Annotated in this window: 13 protein-coding genes and 3 pseudogenes; 9 read left to right on the top strand and 7 right to left on the bottom strand. The window is 70.8% G+C overall.

What is annotated here, in order from left to right; translation table 11 throughout:
• Positions 1–3: 3 nt before the first annotated feature.
• Positions 4–1,083, top strand: a pseudogene (locus OG588_RS41720) (YbhN family protein); the annotation flags it as partial.
• 140 nt (positions 1,084–1,223) lie between these two features.
• Here the strand turns inward: OG588_RS41720 and OG588_RS41725 are convergent.
• Positions 1,224–1,988 carry a creatininase family protein gene (locus OG588_RS41725; RefSeq protein WP_405951780.1) on the bottom strand — a complete coding sequence of 255 codons (765 nt, stop codon included), beginning with the start codon at positions 1,986–1,988 and terminating at the stop codon, positions 1,224–1,226.
• A gap of 38 nt (positions 1,989–2,026) precedes the next feature.
• Here OG588_RS41725 and ribA point away from each other — a divergent pair, with 38 nt between their 5' ends.
• Genes ribA through OG588_RS41750 form a run of 5 tightly spaced genes read left to right on the top strand, consistent with a single transcriptional unit; the run spans position 2,027 to position 7,047 of the window.
• Entirely contained in the window at positions 2,027–2,689 is a 663-nt protein-coding gene (ribA, locus tag OG588_RS41730) for a GTP cyclohydrolase II (protein ID WP_366097868.1), read from the top strand.
• Between the two features lie 33 nt (positions 2,690–2,722).
• Positions 2,723–3,694, top strand: a complete 972-nt coding sequence (locus OG588_RS41735; RefSeq protein ID WP_405951781.1) for an ornithine cyclodeaminase family protein — start codon at positions 2,723–2,725, stop codon at positions 3,692–3,694.
• On the top strand, positions 3,691–4,836 hold the full coding sequence (locus OG588_RS41740; protein ID WP_405951782.1) for an NAD(P)/FAD-dependent oxidoreductase: 1,146 nt from the start codon (positions 3,691–3,693) through the stop codon (positions 4,834–4,836). Before OG588_RS41735 ends, OG588_RS41740 begins: the two co-directional genes overlap by 4 nt.
• Entirely contained in the window at positions 4,833–5,900 is a 1,068-nt protein-coding gene (locus OG588_RS41745; RefSeq protein ID WP_405951783.1) for a saccharopine dehydrogenase, read from the top strand. The genes OG588_RS41740 and OG588_RS41745 overlap by 4 nt, the downstream gene beginning before the upstream one ends.
• On the top strand, positions 5,893–7,047 hold the full coding sequence (locus OG588_RS41750; RefSeq protein ID WP_405951784.1) for a saccharopine dehydrogenase family protein: 1,155 nt from the start codon (positions 5,893–5,895) through the stop codon (positions 7,045–7,047). The genes OG588_RS41745 and OG588_RS41750 overlap by 8 nt, the downstream gene beginning before the upstream one ends.
• Before the next feature lie 37 nt (positions 7,048–7,084).
• Here OG588_RS41750 and OG588_RS41755 read toward each other — a convergent pair whose 3' ends face one another.
• From OG588_RS41755 to OG588_RS41765, 3 genes and pseudogenes are all read right to left on the bottom strand, one after another.
• Positions 7,085–8,314, bottom strand: coding sequence for a serine hydrolase domain-containing protein (locus OG588_RS41755; RefSeq protein WP_405951785.1), 1,230 nt, complete (start codon positions 8,312–8,314; stop codon positions 7,085–7,087).
• 65 nt (positions 8,315–8,379) lie between these two features.
• Positions 8,380–9,484 (bottom strand): annotated as a pseudogene (locus OG588_RS41760) (MFS transporter).
• Positions 9,481–10,061: pseudogene (locus tag OG588_RS41765) on the bottom strand (TetR/AcrR family transcriptional regulator). The pseudogenes OG588_RS41760 and OG588_RS41765 overlap by 4 nt, the downstream one beginning before the upstream one ends.
• Before the next feature lie 99 nt (positions 10,062–10,160).
• On the opposite strand from OG588_RS41765, the gene OG588_RS41770 reads away from it, so the two are divergent.
• Positions 10,161–10,610 (top strand): PPOX class F420-dependent oxidoreductase, encoded by a 450-nt coding sequence (locus OG588_RS41770; RefSeq protein WP_405951786.1) that lies wholly within the window; start codon positions 10,161–10,163, stop codon positions 10,608–10,610.
• 326 nt (positions 10,611–10,936) lie between these two features.
• Here the strand turns inward: OG588_RS41770 and OG588_RS41775 are convergent, their stop codons facing one another.
• Complete coding sequence (locus tag OG588_RS41775) at positions 10,937–12,277, bottom strand: MFS transporter (RefSeq protein WP_405951787.1); 1,341 nt, start codon at positions 12,275–12,277, stop codon at positions 10,937–10,939.
• Positions 12,278–12,474: 197 nt separating this feature from the next.
• Positions 12,475–13,140, bottom strand: coding sequence for a TetR/AcrR family transcriptional regulator (locus tag OG588_RS41780; RefSeq protein WP_405951788.1), 666 nt, complete (start codon positions 13,138–13,140; stop codon positions 12,475–12,477).
• 173 nt (positions 13,141–13,313) lie between these two features.
• On the opposite strand from OG588_RS41780, the gene OG588_RS41785 reads away from it, so the two are divergent.
• Complete coding sequence (locus OG588_RS41785) at positions 13,314–14,231, top strand: shikimate dehydrogenase (RefSeq protein ID WP_405951789.1); 918 nt, start codon at positions 13,314–13,316, stop codon at positions 14,229–14,231.
• Between the two features lie 74 nt (positions 14,232–14,305).
• Complete coding sequence (locus OG588_RS41790; protein WP_405951790.1) at positions 14,306–16,114, top strand: bifunctional sugar phosphate isomerase/epimerase/4-hydroxyphenylpyruvate dioxygenase family protein; 1,809 nt, start codon at positions 14,306–14,308, stop codon at positions 16,112–16,114.
• On the opposite strand, the gene OG588_RS41795 is transcribed toward OG588_RS41790, so the two are convergent.
• A complete protein-coding gene (locus tag OG588_RS41795; protein WP_405951791.1) occupies positions 16,101–17,564 on the bottom strand; it encodes a membrane-associated oxidoreductase in 1,464 nt (487 codons plus the stop codon). The genes OG588_RS41790 and OG588_RS41795 overlap by 14 nt on opposite strands.
• Positions 17,565–17,626 lie beyond the last annotated feature (62 nt).

Consider the following 17,626-nt stretch of genomic DNA (forward strand, 5'->3'; position numbering starts at 1 on the left):
ACGATGCGGACGGTCGCACCGCGGCCGAGCACCAGGACACGCAGGGTACGTGTGGACCGGTCCACGCCGGTCGCCGTCGCCCTGCGTACCGAGACCGCGGTAGAAGCCGTAGAAGCGGTACGCCGTCCCAAGCACACCCCGCCGCTGCACAGTTCGGCGGTGTCCGGCGACCGCATCGGGGTGATCGTCTCCGCCCCGCGCCCCACCACCGACCGCGCCTCCGGCGCCCGCCGCGTGCTGCGCGCGATCCTGAACCGGGTGAACTCCCGCGCGGTACGCACCCACTTCGGCACGGTCGCCGGCGTCACCATCCTCGGCGTCCTCCTCTGGCGCCTCGGTACCGGCGTCTTCCTGGACGGACTGCGCCGCATCGACGCACCGACGCTGTTGATCGGGCTCGCGATCGGCGTGGTCACGACGGTGTTCAGCGCCTGGCGCTGGGCCCTGGTCGCACGCGGCCTGCGCATCAAGCTGCCGCTCGGCCCGGCCGTCGCCGACTACTACCGCGCCCTGTTCCTCAACGCGGCCCTGCCCGGCGGCATCCTCGGTGATGTGCACCGCGCGGTACGCCACGGACAGAGCGCCGGCGACATGGGCCGCGCCGTACGCGCCGTGGTCCTGGAGCGCGTCGCGGGTCAGATCGCCCTGGCCGTCGTGGGCGTGACGGTCCTGCTGGGCCTGGACTCGCCGGTGATGGCCGACGCCCGCAGCCTCGCCCCGCTCGTCCTGCTCGCAGCCGTCGGAGCGCTCGCGGTCGTCGCCGCCGTACGCATGAACCGTCCGGCCACCGCCACCCGCCGCGGTCGCGCCCTGCGCACGACCCTCGACGAGGTGCGCGCCGGACTGTTCTCCCGCGCCAACTGGCCCGGCGTCACCGCCTCTTCACTCATCATCCTCGCGGGCCACCTCGCGATGTTCGTGGTCGCCGCCCGGGCCGCAGGATCCGCCGCCACCGTCGCGCAGCTGCTGCCGATCGCGGTCCTCGCGCTGGTCGCCATGGGCCTGCCGCTGAACGTCGGCGGCTGGGGCCCCCGGGAGGGCGTCACCGCCTGGGCGTTCGGCGCCGCGGGCCTCGGCGCGAGCAGCGGCCTGTCCGTCTCCGTGGTCTACGGCGTGCTCAGCTTCGTCGCCGCCCTGCCCGGCCTGCTGGTCCTGGTCGCCCGCTGGTACACCGGCCTGCGCACCGCCGGGCCCGGCACCGCCGTACCGGACCCGGAACCCGCTCAGGACTCCGCGGCCTCGGCGGTCAGCATGGAGAAATACGCGCCGAAGGAATCGGCGAGGCTCGCCAGCAGTGCCTTCCCCTTTTCCGCCGAGCCGAGGGACGGGCGTCCGATGACGCCCGACTCGGTATAGCCGGACATACCGAGCGTCAGGAGATGGCGACGGTCGTCGGCGACGAAATCGGAGGTCTCATATCCGGGACGGATCAATTCGGGATGAGCGTGCAGAAGAATGGAGGTCTCGATTTCCCCCGCGTGCATATCGGTGAGCAGCGAGGTCACCACCCCGGCCCGCTCCAGCGCCGTCTCCCAGTCCTCCGCGGCCGGGAACAGTGCCATCCGCTCACCGCGGGCAGAAGATTCCTGAACGACGTTGCCCAGTACGTAGTTTCCGCCGTGACCGTTGACCACCACCAGGGTCTCGACCCCCGAGCGGCGGAGCGAGTCCGCGATGTCCCGCACCACCGCATGAAGGGTCACGGAAGAGATGCTGACGGTCCCCGGCCAGGCCGCGTGCTCGTGCGAGCAGGCGATCGTCACCGGCGGCAGGAGATGCACCGGGTACGCCGCGGCGATCTCCCGGGCCACGGCACAGGCGACCAACGTGTCGGTCGCCAGCGGAAGATACGGGCCGTGCTGCTCGAAACTGCCGACCGGAAGGACGGCGACCTGTGTTGATACTTCTGCCCCCCTAGACCTCACGTCCTCCGTGGTGTCCGCCGGCACCAGTCCGTATGCCGCCGTCCGTGAGTCCGAACCATTCATTTTTTCACGGCCTTTCGTCTCTGCTTAGGAACCAGATCATGACAGAAAACATTGGCGTACTCGGCAAGCAGAAGTCCGCGCAGTCCAGGGGCGCGGAACGCGTCGTGAATGCTCCCTTGCCCACCGTGTACGGCAAATTCCAGGCGATCGGCTACCTGGACCACGACCGCGGTGACGAGCAAGTGGCCCTGGTCTACGGTGACATCGGCACGGACGACGTACTCACCCGACTCCACTCGGAGTGCCTGACGGGCGATGCCTTCGGTTCCCAGCACTGCGAGTGCGGCGACCAGTTGGACGCCGCGATGCGGGCCGTCGTCGCCGAGGGCCGGGGCATCGTCGTCTACTTGAGAGGGCACGAGGGCCGTGGCATAGGCCTGCTCGCCAAGTTGCGCGCGATGGCCCTGCAGGCGGAGGGACTTGACACCGTCGAGGCGAACCTCGCCCTCGGCCTGCCGGTCGACTCCCGTGACTACGGCGTCGCCGCCGAGATCCTGCACGACCTCGGGGTGGCGAGCGTCCGCCTGCTCTCCAACAACCCGCGCAAACGCGAGGCGTTGCTGGAACACGGCATCAAAGTCTCCGAAGAGGTACCGCTGTTGATCCCGCCGTGCGAGAACAACATCACCTACCTCCGCACCAAGCGGGAGCGTCTCGACCACCACCTGCCCCATCTGGACGCGGTGGCGCACTGGTCCTGATTCGGGTGAGCGCGGTCCGGACAGGAAGAGGGAATGACCGACGACGTCCTCTTCCTCTCCGGCGACCGGGTCACGGACCTGCTCGACGCCGACGCGGCCATCGCCTCGCAGCGCGCGGCCTTCACCGCGCTCGGCGACGGCACCGCCGACCTGCCCGGCAAGATCATGCACTCGAGCCGCTTCGACGACAGCGTTGTCTTCGCCTACGTCTCCCGGCTGTCGGCGGACACCGGGGCGGTGGCGAAGTTCGGCAGCGTCAACCCCGCCAACGCCCGCGCCGGACTGCCCACGATCCACGCGGTGATCAGCGCCCTGGACCGGTCCACCGGACAGCTGGTCGCGGTCATGGACGGCACAGCGGTGACGACCCTGCGCACGGCCGCGGGCAGCGCCGTCGCGGTCGACGCCCTGGCCGCCCCCGACGCCGACTGCCTCGGCGTCCTCGGCTCCGGCACCCAGGCCCTCGCCCACGTCCGCGCGATCGCCCGGGTCCGGGACCTGACATCCGTACGCCTGTGGAGCCCGAACCCCGGGCGACGCGCCCAGGCCGCGCAGTCGCTGGCAGCCCAACTGCCCTTCCCCGTCGAGGCGGTGGACACCGCGAAGGAAGCCGTGACCGACGCGTCCGTGGTCGCCACCTGCACCCTCAGCACCACCCCCGTGGTGCACGGCGCCTGGCTCGCGCCCGGCTGCACGGTCGTCAGCGTGGGCTCCTTCGAACCCACCCGCAGCGAGGTCGACCCCGAGGTCCTACGGCGATCCGCGGCCGTCGTCGTCGACGACCCGGAGACCGCCGCCGCGCACGCCGGACCGATCGTGACCGCCCTGCGTGACGGCCTGCTCACCCCCGACGACCTGATCCCGCTCGGCGCCGTACTCACCGGCCGCCGCTCCGCCCGCAACCGACCCGACGACATCGTCCACTACAACAGCGTCGGACTCGGCATCCAGGACGCGGCAGCGGCCTGGGCCGTCATCGACGCGGCCAAGAAGGAGCGCCCATGAAGCGTCAGGCTGAGGTCGTCGTCATCGGCGGCGGGGTCATCGGTACGAGCATCGCCTACCACCTGGCCCGCGCCGGGGTCCGGGACGTCGTCCTGGTGGAGCGGGACGAACTCGCCGCCGGGTCCACCTCCAAGGCGGCCGGCGGAGTACGGGCGCAGTTCTCCGACGGGCTCAACGTGCAGCTCGGCGCCCGCAGCCTGGAGGCCTTCGACCGGTTCGAGGAGGACACCGGGTACGACATCGGGTTACATCGCGTCGGCTACCTGTTCCTGCTCTCCACACCCGAGGACGTGGCGTCCTTCGAGACAGGTGTCCGACTCCAGAACTCCCTCGACGTGCCCAGCCGCATGATCGACCCGGCCGAGGCCCAGCGGCTCTCTCCGCTGATCAGCACCGAAGGCCTGCTCGCCGCCGCCTACTCGCCCGACGACGGCCACTGCACCCCCGAGGCCGTCGTCCACGGCTACGCCTCCGCCGCCCGGGCCCACGGCGCGACGATCCTGCGCCACACCGACGTCACCGGCATCGAGACGCACGGCGAGCACATCACCGCCGTGGTCACGACCCTCGGCCGCATCGACACCAACGCCGTGATCTGCGCGGCCGGCGCCTGGTCCAAAGGGATCGGCGCGATGGCGGGCGTGGACCTCCCCGTGCAACCGCTGCGCCGCCAGATCGCGGTCACGGAACCGGTGCCGGGACTGCCGCCCAACCTCCCCATGACGATCGACTTCTCCACCAGCCTCTACTTCCACGCCGAGGGTCCCGGCCTCCTCGTCGGCATGTCCGACCCCGACGAGCGCCCCGGCTTCGCCGCCGACACCCACGACCGCTGGATCCCGCGCCTCGCCGAGGCCATGCGCCGCCGCGCCCCCGACCTCCTGGAGCTGCGCCGCACCGGCGGCTGGGCGGGCCTGTACGAGAACACGCCGGACCACAACGCCCTGATCGGCGAGGCGACTTCGGTCTCCCGCTTCCTCTACGCGACCGGCTTCTCCGGCCATGGTTTCCTCCAGGGACCGGCCGTCGGCGAGGTCGTCCGTGACCTGTACCTCGGCCGCGTACCCTTCGTGGACGTCAGCCCCCTGAGCGCCGGCCGGTTCGCGGCCGACGCCCCGCGCCCGGAGGTCAACCTGGTATGACCGAGCTCCATCTGTGGCTGCGCCACGAGCCCCGCACGACCGAACGCCGCACCCCGGTCGTCCCCTCCGACGCCCGCCGCCTCGTCGAGAACGGCGTGACCCTCACGGTCGAGGAGTCCCCCCAACGGATCTTCCCCATCGAGGAGTACGAGGCGGTCGGCGCCCGGGTGGTCCCCGCGGGCTCCTGGGTGTCGGCGCCGCGGGACACGGTGATCCTCGGCCTGAAGGAACTCCCGGACGAGCCGAAGGAGTTGACCCACCGTCACATCTTCTTCGGGCACGCCTACAAGGGCCAGCCGGGGGCGAGCGATCTGCTGAGGCGGTTCGGCGCCGGGGGAGGAGCGCTGCTCGACCTCGAATACCTGGTGGACGAGAACGGCCGCCGTCTCGCCGCGTTCGGCTTCTGGGCGGGCTACCTGGGCGCGGCCCTCGCCGTGCTCCAGCACCGCGGCCGACTGGTCGCACCGCTGACGCCCACCTCGAAGGAGGAGCTGGACAAGACGCTCCAACCCGCCGCCGGGGACGAGGAGTTCAGCGCGCTGGTGATCGGCGCGCTGGGCCGTAGCGGACGCGGCGCGCGGGTCGCGTTCTCGACGGCCGGGATCGAACCGACCTGTTGGGACCTGCCCGAGACCCAGAACCTGGACCGCCCGGCTCTGTTGGCCCACGACGTGCTGGTCAACTGCGTTCTGGCGACCACCCCCGTCCCGCCCTTCCTCCGCGAGCAGGACCTCGACGACCCGACCCGCCGCCTCCGCACCGTCTCCGACGTCACCTGCGACGTGGGCTCCCCCCTCAACGTCCTTCCGGTCTACGACCGCACGACCGAATGGGACGACCCGGTAAGGCAGTTGCACGACCGTCCCCCGCTAGACCTCATCGCCATCGACAACCTGCCGTCGCTCCTGCCGAGGGAGTCCAGCACCGACTTCTCGGCGGCGCTGCTGCCCCAACTCCTGGAGTTCGAGACGGGCGGGGCGTGGGGGCGCTGCCTGGACCTGTTCCGTACGAAGTCCCGTGAACTCGGAATCGCCGTCGCGGAAGGAGAGTTGGGCCATGTCTGACGTGGTGCGCGCGAGCGGTACCGTCCACTGGATCGGCGCCGGACTGTCCACGGGCAGCGGTCTCGCCCTGCTCTGCGACACGGCCGATCGGGTACGGCTGTGGCACCGCACCGAGGAGCGCGCGGCGCGGGCTCTGGATCACCTGGGCCTGACGGGACGCGCCGAACCGCGAGCGTTCAACCTCGCCGCGCTCACGGCCGAGTTGGCGCCAGGAGACGTCGTCGTCTCCATGCTGCCCGCGCCCGAACACGCGGCGCTGCTGGCCGCCTGCGTCGGGCGGCGGGCGCACTTCGCCTGCTCCAGCTATGTCTCGGACGCCGTCCTGGAACAGGTACCGGCCGCCGAGAAGGCGGGGATCGTCGTCCTCACCGAGGCCGGTCTCGACCCCGGCATCGACCACCTCTTCGCGCACAGCCTGGTCGCCCGCGCCAGGGAGGTGATCGGCGAGGGCACGGCGGCCTCGTACAGCCTCACCTCGTACTGCGGCGGTGTCCCGGCGGTGCCCAACGACTTCCGGTACCGGTTCAGTTGGGCGCCGGCCGGGGTGCTGGGCGCGCTGCGCTCACCGGCGCGGTATCTGGAGGACGGCGAGGAGACCACCGCTGCCCGGCCCTGGGAGGTCACCCGGCCGCATGTCGTGGACGGCGAGACCTTCGAGGTCTATCCGAACCGGGACAGCGTGCCGTTCATCGAGCAGTACGGGCTGCCTGCGGCCTGGGTACCACGGACCTTCGTGCGCGGCACCCTGCGTCTCGATGGCTGGCTGCGGGCCTGGGACGCGGTGTTCCAGGAGCTGAAGGCAGGTGACGACACCCGGATCGCCGCGCTGGCAAGGGAGTTGGCGGCCACCTACCCCACCACGGAGGCCGACCACGACCGGGTCGTCCTGGCCGTGTCCCTGGACGTCCGGGGTGACACGGGCGAGACCTGGTCCGGCAGCTACCTCCTCGACCTGGTCGGTGACGAGGAGGAGAGCGCGATGGCCCGCTGTGTCTCGCGTCCGCTCTCCCTCGCCGTCCGCCACATCCTGTCCGACGACCTGCCGTCCGGCTTGAGCCGGGCGGCGGAGACGGCGCAGCGGTCACGGGAGTGGCTGAGCGAACTGGCGGGGGAGGGGCTGGAGTTCACCTTGCGGGTGGATCAGTAGCGAACCAGTGGTGGACCAGTGAGCCGGCGGTCGCGGTTCAGGCCGTGACCGCCTCGTGCACCAACTGCTTCAGCTCCGGCATGATCTTCAGCGACGACTTCGGCCGGAGCTGCGTCATGAACTGGACGGTCAGGTCCCGGCCCGGGTCGACCCAGAACGTCGTGGTCGCCACCCCGCTCCACCCGAACGTGCCGAGCCCCGTGGGGGATTGGGTGCGTTCGGGGTCGATGACCACGGAGACGCTGAGGCCGAAGCCGATGCCGTCGTTGCCGGGTTCCTGGTGGGCGGGGCTGCCGAAGGCACGCATGTCGGCGCCGCCGGGGAGGTGGTTGCTGGCCATGAGGTCGACCGTCTCCGGGGACAGCAGCCGGGTGCCGTCGAGTTCGCCCCGGCGCCGCAGGAACTCCGCGAACCGGTGTACGTCGTACGGGCTCGCCGCCAACCCGCCGCTGCCCGACAGGAACCTCGGACGGCCGCCCCGCAGCGGCAGCCCGGCGATCGGCTCGATACCGCCGCCATCGGCGTCGCCGTACAACTCGGAGAGCCGGTCGGCCTTTTCGTCCGGTACCGAGAAGCCGGCGTCCGGCATCCCCAGCGGCCGGAAGATCCGCTCGGCGAAGAACTCGTCGAGCCGCTGCCCGGAGACCACCTCGACGATCCGGCCCAGGACGTTGGAGGCGACGGAGTAGTTCCACTGCGTGCCCGGCTCGAACTGGAGCGGCAGACTCGCGTAGATGTCGATCGTCTCGGCGAGGTTCGCGCCGGGCGGCACGGACGACTCCAGGTGCGCCTCCCGGTACAGGGCGTCGACCGGGTGCGAGTGGTAGAAGGCGAAGGTCAGGCCCGAGGTGTGGGTCATCAGGTGGCGGATCAGCATCGGCTGCTCCACCGGCCGCGTCTTCACGTCGGCGCCGGACCCGCTGTCGTAGACCCGCATGTCGGCGAAGGCCGGGAGATGCCGGCCGACCGGGTCGTCCAGGGAGAGCTTGCCCTCCTCCATCAGGATCAGCGCGGCGACCGCCGTGACCGGTTTGGTCATGGAGTAGATCCGGTACAACGTGTCCGGCGTGACGGGCAGTTGGGCCGCGACATCGCGGTGCCCGTGGGCGGTGAGGTGGGCGACGCGACCGCCGCGGGCCACGGAGACCAGGAAGCCCGGCAGGCGCTCCACGTCGACGTAGTGGGCGAAGTGCTGGTCCAGGCGGTCCAGCGCCTTGTGATCCAGTCCGACCTCGTCCGGGTCGACTTCTTGTCGCAGCTGTGCCATGGCTCTCCTCCGAATTGCGTTCACGAGGTGGGGTCCCGCATACCCGGCCCCGGACACCTCGGAACTCATCGTCCCGCAGGAACACCTGCGCGGTCTCCTGTAACGGGGGGATGTGTGAGCGACGCGACTGTCCGCCCGGGCGGCGCGAGGCAGGCGAGAGCGCCGGTCAGGGCCACCGCGGCGAGGATTGAGAGGGCCAATTCCCGGCCACCGGCGGCCATCAGCGCACTTCCCGCCGCGACCCCGAGCGTCGGACCCACGTTCACCGCGGTCTGCTTGAGCCCGCCCGCCACCCCGGCCGACTCGACGGCCGCTTCCCGCACGACCACTTGGGTCGCCGCCACCATGACCGTTCCGAACCCGGCCCCGAGCAGGGCGAAACCCCCGCATACCGCGACCGCGCCGGAGGCCCGGGACAACACGAGAACAGCCAGGGCCACGACCGTCATCGCCACGCCGGCCGTACGACGCGCCCCGACCCGGCGCAGCACCACGGCGGTCGCGGGTGCCGCGAGGACCATCGCGGCGGCCAGCGGCAGCCCTCGGAGGGCGCTTTGGAACGGGCCAAGTCCCAGCGTGTCCTGAAGGAAATAGGTGACGACGAACAGCGTCCCGGAGAACGCGGCCGACGCCGCGAGCAGCATCCCGAGCGCCCCGCGGATCGCCGCCGACCCGACGACGTCCGGCGGCAGCAACGGATGCGCCGTACGACGCTCATGCCGTACGAAGGCCACACCGGCCAGCACGGACACGGCCACCCCGGACACAGCTAGCCCGGACACAGCCAGACCGGCGGCCGAACCGGGCGCGCAGCATGCCGAGCGTGGCCGGTTGCAGCAGCGCCCCGAACACCCCTTGGACGACCCGGAGTCCGATCACCCAGCCGATCCCGGGCGCCGGCCCGATCCCGGCCGAGGCGAGACCGAAGCCGAGCATGCCGAGCCCCAACACCCGCTGATGCCCGTACCGGTCCCCGATCCGCCCGGCCGACACCAACAGGCTTGCCACGGCGACGAGATACGCGGTGCTCGTCCACTGGACCTGCGCGAGCGACGCCCCCAACTCCCGCTGCAGAGTCGGCTGTACGACGGTAAGTACGGTCCCGTCCAGCGCGACGATCGCCGCCCCCGCGACACTGCTCGCCAGCACGAGCCGCCGGTGAACCGTCATCGGGTCGCCTCCGGACCCAGGTGCGCGTCGAGCGCCGACCGCAAGAGGGGTACGAAGTCGTCTGCGCCGGTGGCGAGTTGGAGGCTGCCCCAGCGCCAGAGCTGGGCGACGCCGTGCAGGTTCGCCCACAACGCGCCCGCGACGAGCCGGGCGTTCACGTCGGACGGGCCCGGCCGACCAGGTCCACCAGGACGTCGAACAGCGGCAGGCTGGTGTCCCGAGGCCCCAAGTGACCTCTCTCCAGCAGATCGTGACGGAACATCAACTCGTACATGCCGGGGTTGTCGAGCGCGAACTCCAGATAGACGCGGCCCAGGGCTGTCAACTGCGCGCGCTGGCTTGCCGTACCGTCCGCGATCGCGCTTTTCGCTCGCTCACCCACCCCGGCGAAGCCGCGCCGCGCGATCGCCGACAGCGGCTCCAGGTGGGTGGGGAAGTAACGGCGCGGAGCGCCGTGCGAGACACCGGCCCGCCGGGCGATCTCGCGCAGGGTCAACGCCTGCGCACCCTCCTGGGCCACCAGCTCCACCCCTACGTCGACCAGGCGGCCCCGTAGTCCTGCTTCCGGTTCGCTCATGCTCGTAGACACTGTCTACCCGTCGCCCGTAGACAGTGTCTACGCGTCGGTTCCTGCCTGGAGGGAATGCGTGACCTGCTTCACACGGTTGAAGGACGCATGACTCACGACGCGACGCAGGACGCACTGCTCCAACTGCTCTCCGAGGGCCACGGCGGAGTACTGGTCACCCTCAAGAGCGACGGCCGGCCCCAGCTGTCGAACGTCAGCCACGCCTACTACCCCGACGAGCGCATCATCCGGGTGTCGATCACCGACGACCGTGCGAAGACCCGCAATATGCGTCGGGATTCCCGCGCTTCCTACCACGTGACCAGCGCCGACCGCTGGGCGTACACGGTCGCCGAGGGCACGGCCGACCTCACCCCGGTCGCCGCCGACCCGCACGACGACACGGTCGAGGAACTCATCCGGCTCTACCGCGATGTCCTGGGTGAACATCCGGACTGGGACGACTATCGGGCGGCGATGGTGCGGGACCGGCGGCTGGTCCTGCGGTTGCGGGTGGAGCGGGCCTACGGCATTCCGAAGCGTGCCGACCAGGGGTGACCGATCGTCACCATCGTTCACCGGCACCGAGGTCGAGCGGCCGCGCGGTGAGCGGACCGTGATCCGGCGGCGTCAGCCGGACCCGGGCCCGCGTGCACCGGCCGCCCCTGAAATCGGCCGGGGCACGCGGAGGCCCTTACTGGCGGCGCAGAGCGACGAGTACCGTGGCTGTTCTTTTCTGCTTGTTCCGGCCGATGTTCTTGCGTGAAACGTCATCTGTCAACGGGGTGTCCGTGTCCGGGGAGAGGTCACGTCGGTCTGGACCGCTCCAAAATGGAAACCCCCGGGCAATGAAGCCCGGGGGTGCGGTACTTGGGGAGCGACGGTCAGGCCGTCACCGTCTCCGGCGTCGACGCGTCCCGGAGCGGGCGCGTACCGAGCAGTTCCGTCGGGACCGTGTGGGTCTCGCGTGCCGTGAGCGCGGCGATGACCGGCGGGACGCACAGCGCCGCCGTGAACAGGGCCACCGAGGACCAGTCCGTGCCGTCCGGACCCGCGATCTGCGCGGCGAACGTGACCGCGAACCCGGCCACGGCGAAGCCGATCTGGGTGCCGATGGCCATGCCGGACAGTCGGACCCGGGTCGAGAACATCTCGCCGTAGAAGGAGGGCCACACGCCGTTCGCGGCGCTGTAGACGACGCCGAAGGCGACGATGCCGAGGATCAGGGTGAGGGCGTAGGAGCCCGTCGAGATGGCCCAGAGGTAGAGGAACATCGTGATCGCGCTGCCGACCGCGCCGATCAGGTAGACGGGGCGTCGCCCGATGCGGTCGGACAGGGTGGCCCACAGGGGGATCGCGGCGAGGGCGACGAGGTTGGCGAACGCGCCCACCCACAGCATCGACGAGCGGGACATGCCGACGGAGTCGCTGGTCGCGTAGGCCAGCGCCCACACCGTGAAGATCGTCGAGACGGAGGCGATGAGCGCGCCCGCGATCACCCGCAGGACGTCCGCCCAGTGCTCGCGCAGCAGGACCACCAGCGGCAGTTTCACGACGCCCTCGGTCGCCGCCTGTTCGGCGAAGGCCGGGGTCTCCTGGAGGTTGCGGCGGATGAAGTACCCGGCCACCGCGACCAGCACACTCGCCCAGAAGGGAACGCGCCACCCCCACGACAGCAGCTGCTTGTCCGGGAGTTGGGCCACGGCGAGGAACACGAGTGTCGCGATGAGCTGGCCGCCCTGGGTGCCGCCCAGCGTGAAACTGGTGAAGAAGCCACGCCGGTTGGCCGGCGCGTGTTCCAGCGTCATGGAACTGGCGCTGGCCTGTTCGCCCGCCGCCGAGATGCCCTGCAGGACCCGGCACAGCACGAGCAACACCGGGGCGAGCGTGCCGACTTGGCCCCGCGTGGGCAGACAGCCGATGAGGAACGTCGACAGGCCCATCAGCAGCAGTGTGAAGATCATGATCTTCTTGCGGCCGACCCGGTCCCCGAAGTGTCCGAGGAACAGCGCGCCGACCGGCCGGGCCGCGTAGGCGACACCGAAGGTCGCGAGGGAGAGCAGGGTCGCCGTGGCCGGGTCCGAGTCGTCGAAGAAGACCTTGGGGAAGATCAGGGCTGCGGCGCTGCCATAGATGAAGAAGTCGTAGTACTCCAGGGCGCTGCCGATCCAGGCCGCGGTGGCGGCCTTTTTCGGTTGCCCGACGGCTTTGGCGGGGACGGACACGGCTTGCTCCTTCGGGGGAACTCCGGTGTGGGCGGAGTGAGCGGCGGGGGAGAGGTGCCGGATCCCTGGGGTGACGGGACGGCCGCGCCGGGTGCTGCCCGGCTAATTAACCCACTGGGTAGTTAGTAGCGGTTGGCTACGGATGTTGCGCTCACGTTTCCCGGGTGTCAAGAGGCCGTACCGAAGGATCTCGCGGCTCAGTCCGTCGCCCGCTCCGCCGTCAGATAGGCGATCACCATGTCGCCCAGCATCGTCCGGTAGTGCTCGCGCTGCGCCGGCGCCACCAGGTCGCGGCCGAACAGGGCGCCGAAGGTGTGCCGGTTGGCGACCCGGAAGAAGCAGAAGGAACTGATCATCGCGTGCAGGTCGACGGCGTCCACGTCGGCCGTGAACAGGCCCGACTTCTGTCCCGACTCCAGGATCCGGCGGATCACGTCGAGGGCGGGCGAGCCGATCTTCCCGAGCTTCTCGGAGGCGGCGATGTGCTCGGCGCCGTGGATGTTCTCGATGGACACCAGGCGGATGAAGTCCGGGTGCTGCTCGTGGTGGTCGAAGGTCAGCTCCGCGAGCCGGCGGATGGCCGCGACCGGGTCCAGATGCTCGACGTCCAGGCCTCGTTCGGCCTCGCGGATCACTCCGTAGGACCGTTCCAGGACGGCGGTGAAGAGCTGCTCCTTGCCGCCGAAGTAGTAGTAGATCATCCGCTTGGTGGTGCGGGTGCGGGCGGCGATCTCGTCCACGCGGGCGCCGTCGTAGCCGGCCCGGGCGAACTCGTGCGTGGCCACGTCGAGGATCTCGGCCTTGGTGCGGGCCGCGTCACGGATGCGCCCGTTCGGTCGTGCCGGCTCTTCGACGCTGGTCATCGGGTTCCTTGGCTTCCTTCGGGCGTGCGCGTGGTGTGCGGCCGATTGTAGAAGGAGCGACCGGTCACGGGCGGTCGGGTTCCCGGCCGAGGGGTTCCCGTGGCTCGGTGATGCTGATATAGCTAACGTACTAGTTCGTACATTAGTGAGCCGCTCAGCTCGGGAGGACCACCGTGGCCGACGTCTTCAAGGACCCGTCTCTCGTCGACCCGTCTTTCGTCCACTCGTATCTCGTCGGGCTGATCGGTTCCGGTATCGGCCCCTCCCTCAGCCCCGCCCTGCACGAACGCGAGGCCGACCGGCAGGGCTTGCGCTATCTGTACCGGCTCATCGACATCGACGTGCTCGGCGTCGGCCCGGAGGCGGTGGGCGAACTGGTGCGCGCCGCCCGCGACTTGGGTTTCGACGGGCTCAACATCACCCACCCCTGCAAGCAGCTCGTCATCGAGCACCTCGACGGGCTCGCCCCGCAGGCCGAGGCGCTGGGCGCGGTCAACACCGTCGTCTTCGAGGCGGACGGCCGCGCGATCGGCCACAACACGGACGTCACCGGCTTCGCCGCCTCCTTCGCCCGCGGACTGCCCGACGCGCCCATGGAACGGGTCGTGCAGGTGGGCGCGGGCGGCGCGGGCGCGGCCGTGGCCCACGCCACGCTCACCCTCGGCGCCGAGCGCGTCACCGTCGTCGACGCGCTGCCCGAGCGTGCCACCGCCCTCGCCGACTCCCTGAACCACCACTTCGGCCCGGGCCGCGCGGCCGGCGCCACCCCCGACCGGCTGCCCGAACTGCTCACCGACGCCGACGGCATCGTCCACGCGACCCCCACCGGGATGGCCGCCCACCCCGGACTGCCCTTCCCCGCACGCCTGTTGCACACCGCGCTGTGGGTAGCCGAAGTGGTCTACCGCCCGCTGGAGACCCAACTGCTCAGCACTGCCCGCGCGTTGGGCTGCGCCACTCTCGACGGGGGCGGCATGGCGGTCTTCCAGGCGGCGGACGCGTTCCGCCTGTTCACCGGCCGGGAACCCGACAGCGCGCGGATGCTCGCGGACATCGCCGAGCTGGCCGGTGCCGTGCCCGCACCGAAATAGAGCCGCGCCCGCCCAGAAATAGCCGCGCTCGCACCGAACTAGCCGTGCCCGCAGCGAAATTGAGAGGTACCCCGATGCGTACGTCGATCGCCACCGTCTCCCTCAGCGGCTCCCTCACCGAGAAGCTCACCGCTGCCTCCCGGGCCGGCTTCGACGGCGTCGAGATCTTCGAGAACGACCTCCTCGCCAGCCCGTTGACGCCCGAGGAGATCCGCGCCCGCTGCGCCGACCTCGGCCTGACCATCGACCTCTACCAGCCGATGCGGGACATCGAGGCGGTGCCCGAGGCCGAGTTCGCCCGCAATCTGCGCCGCGCCCGGCACAAGTTCGAGCTGATGCGCAGGCTCGGCACCGACACCGTCCTCGTCTGCTCCAGCGTCTCCCCGCTCGCCGAGGACGACGACACCCTCGCCGCCGCACAGCTGAGCCAACTGGCCGACCTCGCCCAGGAGTTCGGCGTCCGCGTCGCGTACGAGGCGCTCGCCTGGGGACGGCACGTCAGTACGTACGACCACGCCTGGCGCATCGTCGAGACGGCCGACCACCCGGCACTCGGCACCTGCCTGGACAGCTTCCACATCCTGTCGCGGAGCTCCGACCCCGAGGACCTCAAGGGGATCGCGGACATCCCCGGCGAGAAGATCTTCTACCTCCAACTCGCCGACGCCCCGCTGCTCGCGATGGACGTCCTCCAGTGGAGCCGCCACTACCGCTGCTTCCCCGGCCAGGGCGGTTTCGACGTCGCAGGACTCGTACGGCACGTCCTGCACACGGGCTACGACGGCCCGCTGTCGCTGGAGGTCTTCAACGACGTGTTCCGGCAGGCGGAAGCGGGCACCACGGCGATCGACGCCCACCGCTCGCTGCTGGTCCTTCAGGAGGCGGTCGGCGTACTGGAGCCTCCTGCCCCCGTCGTCCCCACGGGTATCGCCTTCGCCGAACTCGTCACTCCCGACGCCGAACCCGTCTCGGTACTGCTCGGCGCCCTCGGCTTCGCCCGCACGGCCCGTCACCGCACCAAACCGGTGGACCTGTGGCAGCAGGGCGAGGCCCGCATCCTGGTCAACACCGGCCCCGCCCTACGACGGGACGGTACGGCCCTCGCGGCGATCGGCCTGGAGTCACCCGACCCCGAGGGCGCCGCCCGCCGCGCCGAGGCCCTCCTCGCGCCGGTCCTGCCCCGCCGCCGTACCCCCGAGGACGCCCCGCTCGACGCAGTGGCCGCACCGGACGGCACGGAACTCTTCTTCTGCGCCCGCACCACCCCCGAACTCCCCGGATGGCGTGCCGACTTCACCGGCACCACCGCTCAACTGCCCGCGGGGACAGGCGTCCAGCGCATCGACCATCTCGCGCTCACGCAGCCCTGGCACCACTTCGACGAGGCAACTCTCTTCCACCGCAGCGTCCTTGGCCTCCAGGCGCAGGAGAGCGTCGACGTCGCCGACCCCTACGGCCTGCTCCGCAGCCGCGCCGTCACCACCCCCGACGGCAGCGTCCGTATCGCGTTGAGCGTCGGCGCGGCCCCGAGCGAGGACGGCGCCCACGCCCAGCACATCGCCCTCGCCACCGAGGACGTGGTCACGGCCGCCCGCCGCTTCCGCGAGTCCGGCGGCCAACTGCTGCGCATGCCCGCGAACTACTACGACGACCTCGCCGCCCGATTCGCCTTCACCGAGGACGAGTTGGCGACGTACCAGGACCTCGGCATCCTCTACGACCGGGACGCGGGCGGCGAGTTCCGGCACTGCTACACGCGGACCGTCGGGCGGGTCTTCTTCGAACTCGTGCAGCGCGACGGCGACTACCGCGGTTACGGCGCCCAGAACGCGCCGGTGCGGCTTGCCGCCCAGCACGCGGCGAAGGGCCTCACTGGCGGCTGACGGACCGGGTCACGCCGGTGACGACCGTCGTGGCGAGGATCCAGCCGGTGATGATCAGGGCGTAGGAGAGGTACTGGTACCAGCCCTCCGGCGCGAACGCCTCCTCCTGGCCGAAGGAGATCACCGGCAGCAGCAGATCGAGCGTGTAGAACACCGGGTTGAAGTGCGGGGCCTCGGACGGCTTGAGGGCGGGGGGCTGGTGCAGGCCGTACGCGAGGGAGCCGATCGCCAGCAGCGACAGCAGCCAGGTGCAGGCCCGCAGCGGGCGGAAGCCGTAGCCGACGGTGGTGTCCTGGGCGTAGCCCCAGATCCGGTAGTACCACCGGAGGGTGCCGCGCAGGCGGCGCTGCTTGGCCAGTTGGACGTTGCGGGCGGCGTAGTCGTCGCCGACGCGGCGATACGCGGCGGCCAACTCCTCGTAGGCGTGCGGGACATAGCCGTCGCCGTCGCGTTCCAACATGGTCAGCCGGCGCTCGGCGGGCTCGTGCGGGATGAGCGAGGTGTAGCTGAGGCTGGTGAGGAAGACCTGCGCCGGCAGGGCCTCCGGCTCCAGCAGCAGCACGTCGATCTGGGCACTGCGCAGCACGAGTCCCCCCTGCATGGGCGGGCTCTGGCGCAGCCAGAGTTCTCCCATGGTGGTGCTGCTCGCCAGCAGCACGGGACCGCCCGGGTTCGACAGGATCGCGTACGACAGGTCCAGCCGGCCCGCGATCCGGGCGCCGCGCAGGCCCACCCAGCCGTCCACCCGGGCCTCCCGGACGAGGACGTTGCCCTCCACGGCGAGGATCTCGGCGTCGACCGCGGAGCCCCCGGGATTGCAGAGGTGCGCCGTGTTGAGGTTGACCGACCCGGCGACGCTCGCCCCGCTGAGCCGTATCTGACCCTGGGTGCGCAGGCCGGTGGCCCGGAGATCGTCGCCGACGGCCGCCTGGTTGAGCTGGAGCACCGGTTCCTCGGCGTCCGGGGCGATGATCTCCGCGCTCTCCATGAACAGGCTCCCGGAGACCTTCACCCCGGCCAGCCGTACCACTCCGCGGAACCGGGACCGGGTCATCCGCAGCACGCCGTCCACGCGCATCGCGTGGGCGGTGAGACCGGGCAGGACGGACTCGCTGAGGTTGAGCTCGCGCAGCCGGGAGGCGTAGAAGCGGGGCACTCCGTCGAAGTAGCAGTTCCGCAGCCGGACGGCGTGGTCGATCGTCGCGTACTGCAGATCGAGCCTCCCGCTGATCCGGGCGCCCGCCAGACTCAGCGACGCTATCTCCCCTGCTTCCTGCGGCCCGTTGAGCAGCAGCGCCCGCAACACCTCGGCCCGGACGGTCCGTTCGGGACCCCAGTCGCCGCCGAGGGCGACGTCCTCGTCGTCCGCCGTACGGAAGTCCACGGACTCACCCAACGGGAAGGCCCGCCACACCTGTTCCTCGGCCGGTGTCAGATCGTTGATCTCCATCAGGCGGGACTCTAGCCGCGCGGAGGTCGCGCGCACAGGGGACGAATCCGGCCCGGACCGCA

The organism is Streptomyces prunicolor (assembly GCF_045162825.1).
Lineage (GTDB): Bacteria > Actinomycetota > Actinomycetes > Streptomycetales > Streptomycetaceae > Streptomyces > Streptomyces prunicolor.